Below are 16,629 nucleotides of genomic sequence, written 5' to 3' on the forward strand. Positions count from 1 at the left end.
CATAATAACCCGATTTCAGCCCCACTTTGACAAGCTTCTGTCTGCCTCCATCAGCCGTCGTTAACGTTCGTTTGAAACCGTGAATACCTTTATGCGGCCTACGAATAGCCCTTCCTATGCCAGCACATAATAAACTTCATAACCGAAAAAAAGTAAACAAGGAGGTGCTTTCCATTGAGCACGAACCAACCGGACAAGAACCTGGTCAACACGGTGGAACAACTGGCAGAAACACCTGTAAACAGTCAAGAGGCCCAGCAACAGCAACAAGCCCGCAACGATCGCCGGAAACAAGCGCTGCATAACAGCGATGACAAATACAAAGAAAATGAATCCAAGAACTATCATTAGGAGCGTCAGTGACTAGCCTCATTCCTTGAGAAAACGTAAAAAAGCGACCCTTAGCGGTCGCTTTTCTTATGGTGTACATGCTACTTTTTTATGTTCAAGTGTCACGATTTTATTACTTTTGTTATGATGTCATAGAGGTGAGTTCGATGATAATTCGAGAGATATGTACCTGCCCATTGGAGATTGCTCATGACATAATAAAAGGCAAATGGAAAACCATGATCATATATCAATTAAAAAATGGGAACACGTCCTTAGCCCAACTGGAGCGAGATATTGATCAGATCACCCAAAAGATGTTGCTACAGCATTTAAGAGAACTTATATCCTGCGGGATCGTTGATAAAATCAAAACGGAAGGGTATCCGTTACACGTAGAATACTATCTTACGGAACGCGGGAGGAAGCTGTTAGAGGCGGTACTGATTATGCAAGAGATCGGCATTGAATATATGGTGGAGCGGGGTCAAACCGAGCTTCTCGACCGCAAAGGCATTCGTTATAAGTTATGAAATCATGATCACCATACCCACAAAAAAGTGGGTAATTCACCGTTTACGGGTCCAAAATTATAATACTTGTAGAAACCGATTTTACTACGAGTAAAGGAGCCATGAACCATGAATACTGCGTTACTATTAGTAGACATTCAGAATGATTACTTTCCAGGAGGTAGAAATGAATTATTCCATCCCGATCAAGCGTTAACCCATGCTCAAGAAGCATTGTCGCTATTCCGGGAAAAGAATTTACCTATTGTCCACATTCAGTGTATTCTTCTGGAGGATAACGCTGCATTTTTTCTCCCCGATACCGAAGGGATCAACATTCATGAAGGCGTACAACCCCAATCCAACGAACAAGTCATCGTTAAGCACACGCCAGACAGCTTTTTTCAAACGGAACTGCAAGAATATCTCGAATCCATTGAAGTCACGCGGTTGGTCATTGGCGGCATGATGAGCCACATCTGTATCGATTCGACCGTGAGAACGGCAAGTCGCCTCGGCTATGAAGTTCTATTGCTCAGTGATGCGTGCACCACCCGAGATTTAGTATGGAATGATACAGTAATTCCTGCAAAAACCGTCCATGATACATTTATGGCATCGCTACAAGATACCTTTGCTCAAGTAGTCGACACGAGCAGACTTCACGACTTGATCTGAGGGGACTCTTATTAGAAAGGTACCCATGGTCTGAACACTTTAAAAGGTGCGGACTACGGGTACCTATTTGTAATATACATTCCTTAAAGCTGATCTAATACCCTCGCGAATACTCCGGGCTTTCTTTGAGATGGACGATATCATGGCCGGTTGGATTCTGGAAGGCACGAAGCCCGAAGGTTGGCGCAACGGCAAAGATATGATCAAAAATATCTGCTTGAATCGATTCATATACTCCCCAGTTGGTGTCATTGCTGAAAGCGTAGATTTCCAATGGAAGTCCGTTATCTCCCGGCGCTAATTGTCTGACAATCAGCGTCATATCCTTATGAATTTTCGGATGATTCCGCAGATATTGATGGATATATTCCCTGAATACGCCCACATTCGTAAGCTGTCTGCCGTTCACTTTACTTTCCGTATTAATCTGGTGTTCGATGTTGTAGGCGTTAATTTCATTTACTCTTGTCGTGACATAATCGGTAAGATAGTGAATCTTCTGAAATTCCTCAATCATTTCCCTGGTGCAAAAGCAGATACTGCTCGTATCGACATAGAAGCTTCGCTTAATTCTTCTGCCGCCGGATACCTGCATGCCTCTCCAATTCTTGAACGAGTCCGAGATGAGGGCGTAGCTTGGAATCATCGTGATCGTTTTATCAAAATTCATTACTTTTACCGTATTCAATGTAATATCGATGACGTCGCCGTCCGCATGATATTTCGGCATCTCAATCCAGTCGCCAACGCGCACCATATCATTCGATGATAATTGAACGCCTGCTACCAGGCCCAATATGGAGTCCTTGAAAACCAACATCAGAACAGCCGATAAAGCACCAAGCCCGCTGAGAATGATCAAAGGATTCTGCCCGATGAGGTTCGAGATGACCACGATGCCACCGATGATGAAGAGAACGATCTTCACCACCTGAATGTATCCCTTAATCGGTCTGATCTTGGAGACCTCAAACGAACGATAAATGTCATCAAAAGCATTAAGCAGCGCATTCAACACCGTGATGGTGACGATAATCATGTACGTTGCTGCAGCTTTTTCAATCAAAACTTGATAAGCCGGAAAGATGGACGCCGAAAAATAAATAATGATTGCCGGTACGAGATGCGACAGCTTGTGGAACACTTTTTTCTCTACGATGATATTGTCCCACGTGTACCGATTGTTGTTGACGATATGAATAATCGTCTTCAGCACGATTTTTTTGGCTATGAAATTAGCCAGTATGGAGATCACCGCGATAAATACGACCATGATCATATTCGAAAGATATCCAATGGTTTGTTCGCTCATGCCATATCCGTCTAGTTGATTTTTGATAAAGTCCATTGTTTCCTCCTGAATGCAGTTTAAGATTAGCCTATTATTATAGAGGAGATTCTAGTACTACGCAAAGTTCAAGATAAGACATCGCTGGGTTGATTTGGAAGATGCTTGGTAAGTCTGTGAGGAAAACAAAAAAGAACACCGATTCGGTGCGCTTTTAGTCTGATTCGATCCGATCTATTACGTTTCCTTTCCGTTACGGCTGATTAGCCCCCGCAGGCGCTTCATGACAGACTGAATTTCAGTATCGGTTAACAAATAATACGTATTCACGGTCCAGGTCTCTCTGTTTTTCAAATGAAAAATAAGCACAGGAAATTTCGGAAGCAGCCACTTCCGAATGGATGGTCCGCTGTAGCTGATACTTGTAATCTCCGTCCAGGCCACGGTCCGCATTCCATCTGAAATGGAATTTTGATCGTAGGTGAGCAGCTGCGTGTCTGAATTCAGTGCCTTTGGCAAGCTGACAAGCAAATATCCTCCAAAAAACGGAATCCCTATTATGGCTGATGTGATACAAAAAAACTTACGAATAAAGGAAGTATCCATAAAAAAAGCCGCGTACAACAGAAACAGGCAGGCCAGCACAAACAGTAAACTGCCAAGTGCTTTGCCCCATGCTACGGATTTCCGATAAGATATCGCGTTCATGATTTAGCGCCTTTCTGAAATTATTTGAATAGTCCGCGAATCCAGCGAACTCTATTTTTGACCACTTTAGCTGCGCCATCACCAACAAAGGCTCCAACCGTACAACGGCGCGATGAATGTACCAAGAAACCGTCTCGTTTTGGTTTATGGTTGGGTGGTACCTCCATTTTATCAAAGAGCGGTTTCTTTATGTTTGACTAAATGAAAAAAGGGGCCGTGTCTCCGTCATTTACAATGACATTCGGGACAGCCCCTTTAGTATGTATGATGGCGAAGCGTGGCTGCTTGAAACCACAATTCGCCGGATCGCGTTAGTCAAGATGTTTTCTATACACTTACGGAGAGAGAATCCGTTTTTGACCGGTGAGCTCCTGAATCGGTTTAATGTTTTGAGTGAATTCCAGCGTGCCTAAATAGTTCCCTTCTTCATCCCTTACGGCAAAATAGCGAATGTAGACAAATTTATCTTTAACCGGAATCCAGAAATCCTCTGCATCTTTGACACCTGCTTTGAAATCAGCAAGCAGCTGATTGACGACGTGAACGCTTTGCGGAGGATGGCAGTTCTGAACACTTCGGCCGATCACCGCTTTGGTACGAACGAAGATTCGTTCTTTGCCCTGGGAAAAATATCGAACGATATCATGTTCATCGATAAAGGTTAGGTCGACCGGTAAATGATTTAAAATGGATTCCATCTGTTTGACCGATAAAATGCCTGTACTCATTCGGATATATCCCTCTTGCAGCGGAGAAGACGCCAATCCCTGATCTGCGCCAGGCTCAGCTGCTCTTTCAGGATTCCATTGTTGATCGGGCGCAATCAAGCAATAACCGACCTCTTCGCTTTGGGCAGCAATTTGAAGCCATTCATCCTCCGTTAACTTTTCCAGAGCCATAGGTAATAAGATATGTTCCTCTTTATAGATCATTTCTGTAACTTCGTTTAAGACGCGTCTGGCCAGATCCACTACGATCTCGGCATGCCCATCAAAATGAGTAAGTTTGGATTTCACTTCTTTTATGCCCATTCGGATACCGTCATCTACTGCCCACATCACCTTGGTCGGTCCATAAATTCCGTATTTCTCAAGAAAAGGAAACAGCAAATTTTCTTTGCGGCTGTAGTGTTTGTCTACATCATAGAGGAGACTGAAATCCTCCAGCAATTTGAGGCGATTTGCCTCTCCTTGATCCTTAAGAAACTGATCCAGATGCAGTGCGATTTTGAAGTTTGCCAGTCGATCGATTTCTTGGTTCTCCATCTTAAAGGTAAACACAGGATGTCCAGGCTGCTCTTCAGGCTTATGGGCTCTGTGAATGTCTTGGATGGAACCTTTAAATACCGCAGCATGCACGCTGCACAGTCGCTGTACTTCGGTTACCGGGATTCCTTCCTCCTGCATCAGCACTTGCTCCAGCTCCGATATTTCATCAACCGATATTTCGCCTACAGCTTGGTTGAATTTTGACTTTACTTCCTCCACGCTTTTTCCATGGTGAAGCTCTTTAATGATTTCCTTGAGCAAATGTAGCCGGGCAGTTCGATGAGCAGAAATTCCTTCCTCACGGTTATTAATTAATTCACTCATGTTCATCACCTCTGTTTTGTTTCAATATATAAAGATTAAGCTCTATCTTGTTTACATCTCTAAACTAGCATTCTCATGCACCGTGACTTGTGATTAAAAGCACATAGGGAATGAAGATTCATTGAACATAGAAAGGTGATACGTCATCTTCGAAAAATCTTTACCCGCTTGACGGAATGGCCGCACGACTGAACGAAGTCCGCTCAGCCATAAATACGTAACAACCCTTGTTTCCGAATTTGCATCGGGGACCATAAACTAAAAGCGACCAGTTACGGTCGCTTCATTATTGTATGTATAGAAGGGGGTCGAACCCCTATAGTGAAAAATCCGTAACACTCTTTTACCAAGGCTCCACCAACCCGAACACAGGCTGATGACGATTACATAGATTTTTAGACAATTCGTACTTCTGAATCAGCAATGCTCTTTTGAATTTCTTCGTCTGAATCAACAAGGAAACCTACAAACGAGCTTTAAGGAAATGCAAAAAAGCAGTCCCCCTCAAACACACTACAAAAATACGGAGCCGCCCCAGGTTTATACCGGAGCGGGGCTAGCCCGCGTCTCTTTACACAATCGCCCCTTGGGCGTACAGCATCTCCCTGAGCTGCGATGCATTGACTTCCGCCGCAGTGATTCCCGCCTTGCAGGCCAGGGCCGCCGCCGTGCCCGCCGCTTCTCCCGTAGCCATGCAGCTTGGCGTCAAGCGCGTGGTCGCCAGTGCTTCATGCGTGGTGGAAATGCAACGCCCCGCCGCGAGCAGATTTACTGGCCCTCGGGCCACCAGGCAGCGGTAAGGAATGCTGTAGGAACCGTCATTCTCGATGGTAGCCTCCATGATCCCTTTGCCTGACGGATCATGCAAGTCAACCGGATAACCGCTCCTCGCAATGCCGTCTTCAAAATGTCGTCCCGTCACCACGTCCTCCATCGTTAACCGATACAGACCGTCGATTCGGCGCGACTCCCTAATTCCGATCTGGGGGGCAACCGAGGAAATGGAGGCCTCGGCAAATCCGGGCACCCGCGATTTCAAAAATCCCGCCATCATCAGCACCTGCTTGCGCCCTTCCTCCTCCGCCAAAGTCAGTTCCTCGACATCGGTCGCGCTTAAGCCTTGTACCCGCGTACAGTTAATCAGCACCTCATCCTTCTCCGGTCCGATAAACAACAGAACCTGGTCGCGGTTGATCGGGACCTCGGCAGCCTTCCACTCCTTATAAAAGCCGGAAACCCCCGTGAGCGGAATACGCTCATTCTCTAGTTCGGCAAACGGCGTCTTGTGATAAAAATTGTCGGGATCAGCAAGCATCGCCTTCCGAATCGCCTCCACGTCAACACCCCGCATCCGGAATTTCATCGTCATCGGCTGCGACAGCCCGTCGCTTTCGCGCCCCTGAAGCGTCGGTGCTCCCGCCAGATAAGCGACGTCCGCATCCCCGGACGCATCGACGAACATCTTCCCGTCAACCTTGATTCGCCCCGATTTTCCAGTAAGGGTCACGGACTGGATGTATTCGCCTTCACGTCCGACTTCGTCAACGAAGCTGTGCGAGACGAGCTTCACCCCCGCTTCGCGCAGCATATCGACGGCAAGCACCTTATATATCTCTGGATGGTACGGCGTCAGCGTATTCACGAAACCGACGGTATCGCGAAGATGGCCGGGCGAGCCCCCTCGCTCCATCAGGCGCTCCACAATTTCCTGTGCAATACCGCCGATGACCCGTTCCCCTTGCTGTGTATGAAACGTCATCCAAGGATAAACTCCGGCAGCCGTAGACATCCCGCCGACAAACCCGTACCGTTCAATCAAGATGACGCTTGCCCCCTGCCTGCCGGCGGCAATGGCGGCGGCAATGCCCGCCGGCCCCGCACCTATAACTACCACGTCCGCCTCCATGATCCGTGTCCTGCTGTCCATCTCTTTTTACTCCTCCTTTTAAGCGTTATTTACGCTATTCCTTGAGACCCGTCATGGATACCCCTTCGACAAACTGCTTCTGCGCAAAGAAAAACACAATGAGCAGTGGTAATGTCGCCATAACCGAAGCGCTCATCAGCAGATGCCACGATGTCCCCGACTCGTCGGTAAACAGCGATAATCCCAGCGGCAAAGTCATCAGCTTACGGTCATTAATAAAGATCAGCGGATCAAAAAAATCGTTCCAGCTCGTCAAAAACGTGAAAATGATCAGCGTGGCGATTGCAGGTTTTGCTAACGGCATCATGATTGTGGAATAAATCCGCAGCCTCGAGCAGCCGTCGATCATCGCCGCCTCCTCCAGCTCCTTCGGAATCCCCAGAAAAAATTGCCGCATCACAAACACCCCGAACACACCGCCTGCGCCGAATATAGGCAAAATAATCAGCGGTAAATGCGTATTGATCCAACCCAGCTCACGCATAAACAGAAACATCGGAATGGCAATGACCTCATTCGGAATCATCATCGTGCTCAGCAGCAGCAGAAACACCAGGCTTCTCCCCCAAAAAGGAATTCGTGCGAAGGAATACCCCGCCATGGAAGAGAAAAGCACAGTGCCCACGGTAACCAGAAGGGCGATATAGACGCTGTTGCCATAAAATAGATGGAACGGGATCGTCTCCAGCACTTCCGCATAATTCGCCCATCGTATCGGCGACGGAATCAGCTGCGGCGGAAAAACAAACACATCAGCCGGCTGTTTGAGCGAAGTCGAGACCATCCACACGAACGGGGTCATCATGACCACCGAAACGGCAAGCAGCAGCAGATAATGGAACAGGTTCCCGCCTGCCGGGTTGCCCCTTTTAGCAAATAGACTAGCTTTCATTCAGAACCCACCTTTTTCTCATCTGCCATTGTGCCAGCGTAAGCAGCAGGGTGATGACAAACAGCACATAAGCCAGCGCAGAAGCATATCCGAACTCGAACAGCTTAAAGGCTCGTTCCCAAATGTTGTAGACGAGCACCTTCGTGCTTCCAGAAGGCCCCCCTTGTGTCATCACGTAAATTTGTCCGAACACCTTCAACGAACCGATAATGGTCATCATCAGGGTCAAAAAAATCGTCGGCGTGATCATGGGTACGGTAATTCGGAAAAAAATCCGCATTCTCCCCGCGCCATCGATTCTGGCCGCCTCGTAGAGCTGCGCCGGAACCTGCTGCAGCGCCGCAATGAACAAAACCATATTCAAACCGACATTTTTCAGAAGACTGGTCACGATAACAACGGGCATGGCAAGCCGGGTATCGTACAGCCAGGCCGGTCCGGTAATGCCGATCATGCGCAGCAGTTGGTTAATGAACCCGGAGTCCGTGGCAAACATATACTTCCAGACAATCGACCAGACCACCAGCGAGGTCATGACCGGAATAAAGATCAATGTCCGGAAAAAGCCGGCTCCGCGGATATTTTTTGATAACGGGATTGCAAGCAGCAATGCCAAAATAATGTTCAGCGGAACAAGTCCGACAGCAAAATAAAGCGTATTGCCCAGCACGCGCCAAAATTCCGCGTCCCCCGCAATCGTGCGGTAATTCTCAAATCCGATGAGCTTGGCCTCACCCAGCAGCGGCCAATCAGTAAAACTCATATAAAGCGCCATAATGAGCGGGACAAGCAGCAGCAGAACGAACCCCAGCACCATCGGCAGCACAAACAGCCAGCCCGCCAAATGGTCTCCGCGGTTTAAAGGCCTGTTCTTCCTTGCCTTCCTTCGAAATGGACGACCGGGCCCTTCAGATTTTATCGTTTCAAGTGTGGTCATGTCGCTTTCCTCCTTGTGGGGCACCTCTACAGACGATCGATCGCATTCCGTAAAGCGGCAACCTCCTTGCGGATGCCTTCCGCTTCATTGCCCGTGACCACCGCTCCGACCAACAGAACCTTGACGCCACTATCGGCCAAGGCCGGGATATCCTCCGGCCCGATTTTACGCTGGGTTGGCACAATGACCGGCAAACCGCCGTGTGCCGCAAGCCAGCGGTAATGAAGCAGATCGGCAAGGGTAAGCCTGGTACCATATTCATGGCCGGGAACGAAGGAAGCCTCAAGCGCGCTGATGCCGAAGGTCCGGCCTCCTTCCACGATGTCCCGGTCGAACTCGCTATCGATCGCAAACGTTCTTGCCAATCCCGGGGCCTGCAGCAGAAAAGCAGGATGATGAAAGGCATAAATCGAGTAGAAATCGACGCCAAGTTCAGGGAGCCGGGTAATTTCCTCCGCGTTTACCTCTTCCACCGAGCCTCCAGGCACAATTCCAAGGGGGCCGCTAAAGCGGGAGCGAATGTCTTTGAAAATGTCGGCATAGCTGCCCAGCGTGCCGAAGCGATTGCCGCTGGCCCGGTGCCCTACATTGATATGAACTTTCAAACCGTCGGCGCCCGAAGCCAAGGCTGCCTCTGCAAGCTTGATGTCATTGGCCGGGAGGCTGACGAACAGCTGCAGCCCCGGCGCTTCGTTTAATGCTTTATCCAAACGATTCATGCCCGTTCCTCCTAATGTAGCTTCCACTATTTGCTCAGCAGAGCATCCACCTTGCTTTTTACCTCGTCCTGAATTTGCTGCGGTTCACCCCGCCCGGCAAATAACTCGTCAAAGCCTGTCAAAATCTCCGTGTCAATGTTTTGCCAGCGGATATGTCCCGGCTGCACAACTGCTTTAGGCATTTCATCGATGACCGCCTGTTTGATGTGCCCGGCATCCGGATTGCCCTCCACGCTCAGGAACTCATCCGAGTTCAACACCGATTGGCGCGGCGGCACAAAGAAGGCCGAAGTTTTTTGGACACCCTCTTTGCCGGCAAGGAATTTCAACAGTTCCTTGGCTTCCTCCGGATGTTTTCCCTCTTTAAATAGCACGTAACCCGCCTGACCCATCATTGGAACGCTGCCTTTCGAGCCTGATGGCATTGGCGCAATGCTCCATTTGAAATTTTGGATTTCCCTGGCTTTGGATACAAAGCTATAGTTGTCGAAAATCATGCCGATTTGCCCGGATTCAAAATTAACCTGCTCTCCCGCCTTCGGGTGTGAGCCTTCTGTAAACATCATGCGCTTCAGCATGTCCAAAGTTTCAACCCCGTATTGATCATTCCAAGTGTATTCCGTCATCTCCGGATTAAAGGGTCCGCTCCCGTTTGACCAAGAATACGAAGCGAGAATAATCCATGTCTTCCAGTCACGGAAAAAGTTAGCCCCGTAAACGTTCGGTGAAGCAGCGCTCGTCTTGATCGTTTTTGCGGCTTCTTCGAACTTTTCCCACGTCCATTCTCCTTTTTCCGCAAGCTCATTTGGCGTACTTAAGCCCGCTTGCTTGAACAAATCTTCGTTGTAGAACACCACGCTGGGCGGAGTGGAAAACGGCAGTCCGTATAGCTTGTCGTCCTGGCGAAACAGTTCAAGCGTCGAAGGTATAATGTCATCGATGTCAAAAGCTTCATCCTGAACAATATCCGTGACATCGGCCAGAATGTCGTTGGCCATAAATTGCGGTACCATCCGCTCTGATACCCAGGCAATGTCGGGCAGCTCCTGGCCTGCCGCCAGTACGGACATTTTTTGCTGATAGTCCGCAAACGGGATCGTGTCAATTTGCACCTCAATATTCGGATGCTCCTGCGTGAAAGCGTCGGTCAGCCCTTTGTACAGCTCAAGCTGCGCCGGATTTCCCCAGGTCGCAAATTTGAGCAGTACCTTCTCGCCACTGGCTTCGCCTGGCGTATTCTTCGGCTGTTCTTTTCCGGCGCAGCCAATGAGCCCCACACCAAGTGTTAATGCCAACAACCCGGTCAACCATTTTTTCATATACCGCTTCCCCCTCTATATTGTTCAAGTTAAGGTTGTGATGAGGTTAATTATATTTACATATGGTCATATAAAAAATCACTAAACGTTCAGAAAAGGTACGATTTTTTTAGAACATTTCCGTTTTCGCCCATAAAAAAAGAACTACATAACATAATTTGTTATGTAGTGTTACACACCGTATTGCTCCCGATAGGTTCCCGGCGTCATTCCGGTATGCTGTTTAAATACCAGCATAAAATGCTTCGGACTTTGATACCCTGATAGACGGGCGATATCGTAAACCTTCAGGTTCGTCGTCTCCAGCAGCTTGCAGGCTCGACGGATGCGCGTTTCGGCGATATAATCGGACAAATTGCCGCCCCCTTCCTGCTTAAAAAGCTGGCTTAGATAGGAAGGATTTAAATGCACCATCTCCGCTAACGTCTGCAGACGCAAATCACCGTCGGGGTTTTCAGCGATATACGCCTTCAGCTTCCGGATTATCCTGTGCCCCTCGCTGGATGGCGGCCCCCCGTCCGCCTCGCTTTGCGGCTCAGCCCCACCCGCATATCGATTTGAAGAATTCAAGGTCAGCCGAATCTTGTCCAAAGCAACCGTAAAATCCTTACGATCTATGGGCTTCAGCAGGTAATCGGCGATCCCGAATTGCAGCGCTTTTTTAGCATATACAAAATCTCCATAGCCGCTGATAATGACAATCGGCATCCCATGGCCCGCGGTCCGCAGCTTTTCGACCATCTGAAGCCCGTCCATCTCCCGCATACGAATATCCGTAATGAGCACATCCACCACATTGCGTTCCAGATAAGTCAGCGCTTCCTTACCGTGAGCGGCTTCGTATACGACCTCAAAATCAGGAGCCACACGGCCGATCAGATCGCGGATGCCTTTACGGATAATATCCTCATCCTCCACCAACATGAGCTTGATCATTGATGACCTCCTACTTTTCTTGTTTCGCGAACGGCAGCGTCACGGTAAAAGCCGCACCTTGTCCCAAGCTTCCATCGATTTCGAAGTCACAGTCCCCGCCGTAAATCAACCGCAAACGCTGTTTAATATTTTTTAGCGCCACGCCATGACCGCGTAATGGCATCGCCGGAGTTTTTGCTGCCACATCATCCCCGGCCTCTTCCAAAGAAGCTTGCAAAGCCGCCAATTCATCCTCCGACAAACCCCGCCCGTCATCCCGAATGGTCAACAGCACTTCTTCCTCAAATCGCGCCACCGTAACGTATACCGTTCCCCCTTGCTCGCGGTCTCCAATCCCGTGCATAATCGCATTCTCAATGAGCGGCTGAAGCAGCAGCTTCGGGACCAGGCAATCTTCCAACCCTTCTTCGATATCGAACATAGCCTGCAGCCTGGAACCATGGCGCATTTTTTGGATACGAATATAGGACTCCGCCGTCTCAAGCTCCTCGCCAAGCCGGATGAGGCTTCGGTCCTGCTCCACTGCACTGCGTATCAATCGTCCCAAAGCTGTGGCCATTTCCGAGACGTCCTCATTATTGCGCTGCCGGGCAAGCATGCTGATCGACTCCAGTGTATTATATATAAAATGGGGTTGGATCTGGCTTTGCAGTGCGGCTAGCTCCGCCTCTCTTTCCCTCATGCCAAGCACGTATACTTCATGGACGAGCCGGTCGATTTCCTCTACCATCCGGTTGAAGCCGGAACCGAGCCGGCCGATTTCATCCTCAGTTACCGGCACGCTCTGCTTGAAATCGCCGAGCTCCACAAGTCGCATTTTTCGTACCAGCGTCCCGAGGGGTTGGGTCAGCCGATAAGAGAAGTAGATGGCTAAAGCCCCTGCCATAACGAGACATACCAGGCCAGCTAGCAGCGTAAAATTGCGAAGTTCCTTGGTCTCCACAAGCAGGGACGCCACCGGAATATAGCTGACGATATGGATATCGGAATATCGGGAATAGTTGGAGACAACCAAATACTTGCTGCCCTCCATATGCAGAATCTGGCTTGCCGTTTCCGAACGCCCTGAAAGCTCGAGGATCCGGTCCGGAAGCAGCTTGGACGCCTCCGTATCCCCATCTGCGGTCGCCATGTAGAAAAGTTCCTCCCGGCTATTTTGCACGACGATGCCGCCGTTCTCTTCCAGCCTGACATTTTCGACAAGCTGTTTGAACAAGGTCTGCTTCAAATCGATTTTGACTAACCCGAGCGTCCGGTTGGTATTGGGCTCACGGATCAGCCTGGCTACGGAAAAATAACTTTGATTGCCGTCCAGATAGTAAGAAGGCCGATGCGGCGGAAGCAGCACCCAAGCCCCTCTCGCTTCTACCACGCCAGGGTACCAAGGCTGCCGCTCCACGTCCGTATATGCAGCGATCGCGCTAGGAGCCAGGCTCGAGAAGGTGTAACCGCTTCCGGCGAAAATCTGGATACTGTCAATCTCTGGCCTGTCGAAAGTCATGCTGGCGATATAAAGCTGCATTTTGGAGCGTTCTTCCACCGTAGGCTGCTGATGCAGACTATCCTCCTCCCTGTACTTGCGCAAGATGGACAATACCCCCGAATCGTATAAAGGCATCAACGTCAATCTCTGCATCTCCATCAGGGTCCTGTCCAAATTCCGGTTGATCTGGTCCACCAATTGAGCGGTATAATCGGAGGTTCTTCGTTCAACGGAGTTGGAAAAATCCACGTAGGTAGCCACGCCCTGCATGCTGAGCGGAATCGAAATGAGCAGCAGGAAGATCAGCAAAATTTTAGCACGAAGACTCCAGGATTTAAGTGGTTTGAACCTGAAAGACATGCTGGCCACACCCCTTCCGCCAGTCCCGTTTATTTTCACTTTATTGTACAGGAACATGGTGGGGGTGACTATGGGATACTATATCGAATCCCGCAGTTAATGGAACGATAAGTTACTAAATATGAAAGAGGATGGTTGTAATGGAAAGAAAAGTGGCCAAATATAAAAGCGACCGAATCACGGTCGCTCCACTTTTTAACCGAAGTCTCTCTAGTCCAACTCCATATAAAAGAGATTCGTCGTATGATCTTTTGTAATCGTATGCGCTCCTGGAGCAAGTGACACACTAACAATACCATTCGTCATGGGATAACTCGTTCCATCAATCTTGATCTTGGTTCCGTCTGCCGAATTAAACACTAATGTTAATGTAGCGGTTTCCGTAGAGGTAAAGGTAATACGGGTTGAACTCTCGATTTTCAAACATTGGGTTAGCGTTAAGCCGTTATACACCACAGTTCCCTTGGTTGTGGAGAGATTCCCTACAATATTAAAGAAATCGCTTTCCACTCCGGACGTTGTGAAGTTGTGAACTTGTTCTCCGGTGGACGGTTCTGGTTCTGGTTCTGGTTCCGGCTCCGCCCCGGTTGAATTCCCGCCTACGGATACAAGTTGAGTGGTGTAGCTGCTTATTTTAGCCATAAGAGCTGTATTGAGGGCATAGGATGTGTCGTCAACGGCATCATTGAATTCCCAGGTGAAGTCCCCGTTATTCAGGCGTCCGGCTTGTGCGGTAACAATCTGTTCTACATCGCTCACGTTATCGATGTCGGCGCTATTTACTCCCGTATCGACGGTTGTGTCGAAGTTATTATAAGCCGTTCCTCCCACGAATGCTTTGTATGAGCTTGGTACGGTTTCAATTCTTGACGAAGCCAAGTACGCATCGAATGAGGTTGCATTTGCCGGAGCTGTTCCGGTATTGGAATTGGCATAAATCAGACTGTCCGCATCTACGATCCTATTGTTATAGGCCTTAATCACGCCTCCGTCTTCGCCCGAAAAGGTCCCTTCCCCTAAAGCATCCGTACCTTGCAAGGAGCTCAACATCGGGTATTTGGCATGTCTAAAGTAATTGGATTCCACAAAGGCCGAAGCTCCCGTTGTCACACCGACCCCATATTTTGAGACTCCGTCATAGAAGTTATTATAGATGTGAACCGATGCCAATCGGATTCGTGGATGGCGGGAGTCCGAGTGATCAAACCAGTTATGGTGGAAGGTGACAAAGAATTCCTCCGATTCACTCAAACCGACCAAAGCCGCTTTTCCCGAATCCCAGTAGTGATTGTAAGAGATGGTAATATAGGTCGATCCTTTTTTCAGGTCCGTTGAACCATCGCCCTTGGCCTGGTCGGCATCTCCTCCTGCAGTTCCATAAAACAGATCGTTATTATGCACCCACACGTTGACGTTTCCTGTATCCATGGAAATCCCGTCATCAGGGAACAACATGAGCCCCAGGTTTCTCACTTCCACATTCCCGACATATCTAAGGAGTAATCCCCACCCATAAGCGTAAGCGTCGTCTCCGATCCCTTCGATCGTCATATTCATTTCCGAATATTCATTTTTGCCTTTTACTTGAAGGTAGCCGCTGCTATTCAGTTGTCCGCTCATGTCGTCATCTGTAACTTTTCCAATAAATCGAATCGCAAGAGGGGTTGTATCATATCCTTTTTGTCTTAGCGTCAAAATCTCGCCGATCCCCACGCCCGTTTGAATTCCGCCTGAGCTATTGATTTTCACATCAAGGGTGACGGTTCGTGCCGTTTCGGAGGTCACATAAATAACTTGTGCACCATCCTTAAGTGTTCCGTCATCATTGTAGGCACCCGAGCCTGTCTCGTATGGCGAGTCTGAGGAAAAAGCAAATCCGGATCGATCATGCGGCGCTACGGATAGGTTATTCGAAACGACACTTACCGTTGAACCGTCCGACATCCTGGCTTCAACCTTCATCACATAATTTCCTGCTGCGAGTCCAACGGCATCTGCTCTCCAATAGGAAGGGTATTGCCGGATCAGCTCATTATCCATTTGTTGATAGCTGGAATCCGGCGCATTGGCGTGTTTCACGTAGACATTGTATCCCTCCGCATTACTCACGGGTGACCATTCTATATACGCCGTTTCATTCCAGCCCCCGCCGCCGATAATCGAAAGACCGGCAGCATGGACCATTGTCTTATTCACCCATCCTCCCGCTATGAGAGCTAGCGCCAGAGAAAACAACAACACCATGCCGGTTACCTTTGCAACGTTGTTCTTCATTTCATCTCCTCCTTTTTTTTACTTGCACTTTTGTAATCGCTTGCAATAAATTGGAACTTTCTTATCACCCCCCTCGCTTATGGACCATGTCTGTCAGAACCAATGTCCTTATTTAAAATCTACAAATTTTGGAATTTCACCCACAGCATATCAGCTGCGAAAGCAGTTCCGAAACAATCATTTTGTTATAACCTGCGCATTCCGCGATATTCTGAGTTAATGATTATAAGTCAGGGAAATGACACTTCCTCTTGGACAACATCCATCCGGGATGGTCTTGAACGGCTGAAAGCTGCAGATACAAGACGTAGATTGGGCTATATTTCAGGCTTGTCGTCCGGACGCAAACAAAAAAGCGACCGGTTAAGGTCGCTTTGGAGAGAGCTTCTAAAGCTCTCTATGGGCTGGCTGCATCGCATAGATTTTATGGAGGCGAACCGTGTAGGCAGGATGTACGGCATGCCGCATTAAAGCTTACCCGTTATGTAACGGCGTAAGCTTTTTGTATTACTCTGTTATTCAGTTCGGCAGCGATTAATAGCGTACAGATTCTCTCATTATGATACCGCCATCCAGCATTGTTGAAGTCCATCGATTCGCGTTATTTGAGGACACTGGTTCCGCTATTTCCTTATTTCACCGATTTCGCAGCAATAAGCGGACAAGAGATCCGC

At 48.6% G+C, this 16,629-nt stretch carries 14 protein-coding genes; 3 read left to right on the top strand and 11 right to left on the bottom strand.

The window, feature by feature from the left end; all coding sequences use genetic code 11:
- Window positions 1-174 precede the first annotated feature (174 nt).
- The 3 genes from M4D81_RS13445 (at window position 175) to M4D81_RS13455 (ending at window position 1,520) form a co-directional block, all read left to right on the top strand.
- Complete coding sequence (locus tag M4D81_RS13445) at window positions 175-351, top strand: hypothetical protein (RefSeq protein ID WP_260066865.1); 177 nt, start codon at window positions 175-177, stop codon at window positions 349-351.
- 146 nt (window positions 352-497) lie between these two features.
- A complete protein-coding gene (locus tag M4D81_RS13450; RefSeq protein WP_071219257.1) occupies window positions 498-863 on the top strand; it encodes a winged helix-turn-helix transcriptional regulator in 366 nt (121 codons plus the stop codon).
- 108 nt (window positions 864-971) lie between these two features.
- Window positions 972-1,520 (top strand): cysteine hydrolase family protein, encoded by a 549-nt coding sequence (locus M4D81_RS13455; protein ID WP_260066866.1) that lies wholly within the window; start codon window positions 972-974, stop codon window positions 1,518-1,520.
- Between the two features lie 94 nt (window positions 1,521-1,614).
- Here M4D81_RS13455 and M4D81_RS13460 read toward each other — a convergent pair whose 3' ends face one another.
- From M4D81_RS13460 to M4D81_RS13510, 11 genes are all read right to left on the bottom strand, one after another.
- Complete coding sequence (locus M4D81_RS13460; RefSeq protein ID WP_260066867.1) at window positions 1,615-2,868, bottom strand: mechanosensitive ion channel family protein; 1,254 nt, start codon at window positions 2,866-2,868, stop codon at window positions 1,615-1,617.
- A 177-nt stretch (window positions 2,869-3,045) separates the two neighbouring features.
- Window positions 3,046-3,516 (bottom strand): YfjD family protein, encoded by a 471-nt coding sequence (locus M4D81_RS13465; protein WP_260066868.1) that lies wholly within the window; start codon window positions 3,514-3,516, stop codon window positions 3,046-3,048.
- 335 nt (window positions 3,517-3,851) lie between these two features.
- Complete coding sequence (locus M4D81_RS13470) at window positions 3,852-5,108, bottom strand: DUF438 domain-containing protein (protein WP_194540484.1); 1,257 nt, start codon at window positions 5,106-5,108, stop codon at window positions 3,852-3,854.
- A 571-nt stretch (window positions 5,109-5,679) separates the two neighbouring features.
- Window positions 5,680-7,035 carry an FAD-dependent oxidoreductase gene (locus M4D81_RS13475; protein ID WP_260066869.1) on the bottom strand — a complete coding sequence of 452 codons (1,356 nt, stop codon included), beginning with the start codon at window positions 7,033-7,035 and terminating at the stop codon, window positions 5,680-5,682.
- 34 nt (window positions 7,036-7,069) lie between these two features.
- A complete protein-coding gene (locus M4D81_RS13480; RefSeq protein ID WP_071219263.1) occupies window positions 7,070-7,927 on the bottom strand; it encodes a carbohydrate ABC transporter permease in 858 nt (285 codons plus the stop codon).
- Entirely contained in the window at window positions 7,917-8,864 is a 948-nt protein-coding gene (locus M4D81_RS13485) for a carbohydrate ABC transporter permease (protein WP_071219264.1), read from the bottom strand. The genes M4D81_RS13480 and M4D81_RS13485 overlap by 11 nt, the downstream gene beginning before the upstream one ends.
- Before the next feature lie 26 nt (window positions 8,865-8,890).
- Window positions 8,891-9,583: a hypothetical protein gene (locus M4D81_RS13490; RefSeq protein ID WP_260066870.1), complete on the bottom strand. Its 693-nt coding sequence runs from the start codon at window positions 9,581-9,583 to the stop codon at window positions 8,891-8,893.
- Between the two features lie 26 nt (window positions 9,584-9,609).
- Window positions 9,610-10,902, bottom strand: coding sequence for an ABC transporter substrate-binding protein (locus M4D81_RS13495; protein WP_071219266.1), 1,293 nt, complete (start codon window positions 10,900-10,902; stop codon window positions 9,610-9,612).
- Between the two features lie 171 nt (window positions 10,903-11,073).
- Window positions 11,074-11,838 carry a response regulator transcription factor gene (locus M4D81_RS13500; protein ID WP_260066871.1) on the bottom strand — a complete coding sequence of 255 codons (765 nt, stop codon included), beginning with the start codon at window positions 11,836-11,838 and terminating at the stop codon, window positions 11,074-11,076.
- A gap of 10 nt (window positions 11,839-11,848) precedes the next feature.
- Window positions 11,849-13,681, bottom strand: coding sequence for a cache domain-containing sensor histidine kinase (locus tag M4D81_RS13505; protein WP_260066872.1), 1,833 nt, complete (start codon window positions 13,679-13,681; stop codon window positions 11,849-11,851).
- 210 nt (window positions 13,682-13,891) lie between these two features.
- Window positions 13,892-15,955 (bottom strand): pectate lyase family protein, encoded by a 2,064-nt coding sequence (locus M4D81_RS13510; RefSeq protein WP_260066873.1) that lies wholly within the window; start codon window positions 15,953-15,955, stop codon window positions 13,892-13,894.
- Between the last annotated feature and the right edge of the window lie 674 nt (window positions 15,956-16,629).

Origin of the sequence: Paenibacillus sp. p3-SID867 (assembly GCF_025142895.1) — a bacterium.
Classification (GTDB): domain Bacteria; phylum Bacillota; class Bacilli; order Paenibacillales; family Paenibacillaceae; genus Paenibacillus_AQ.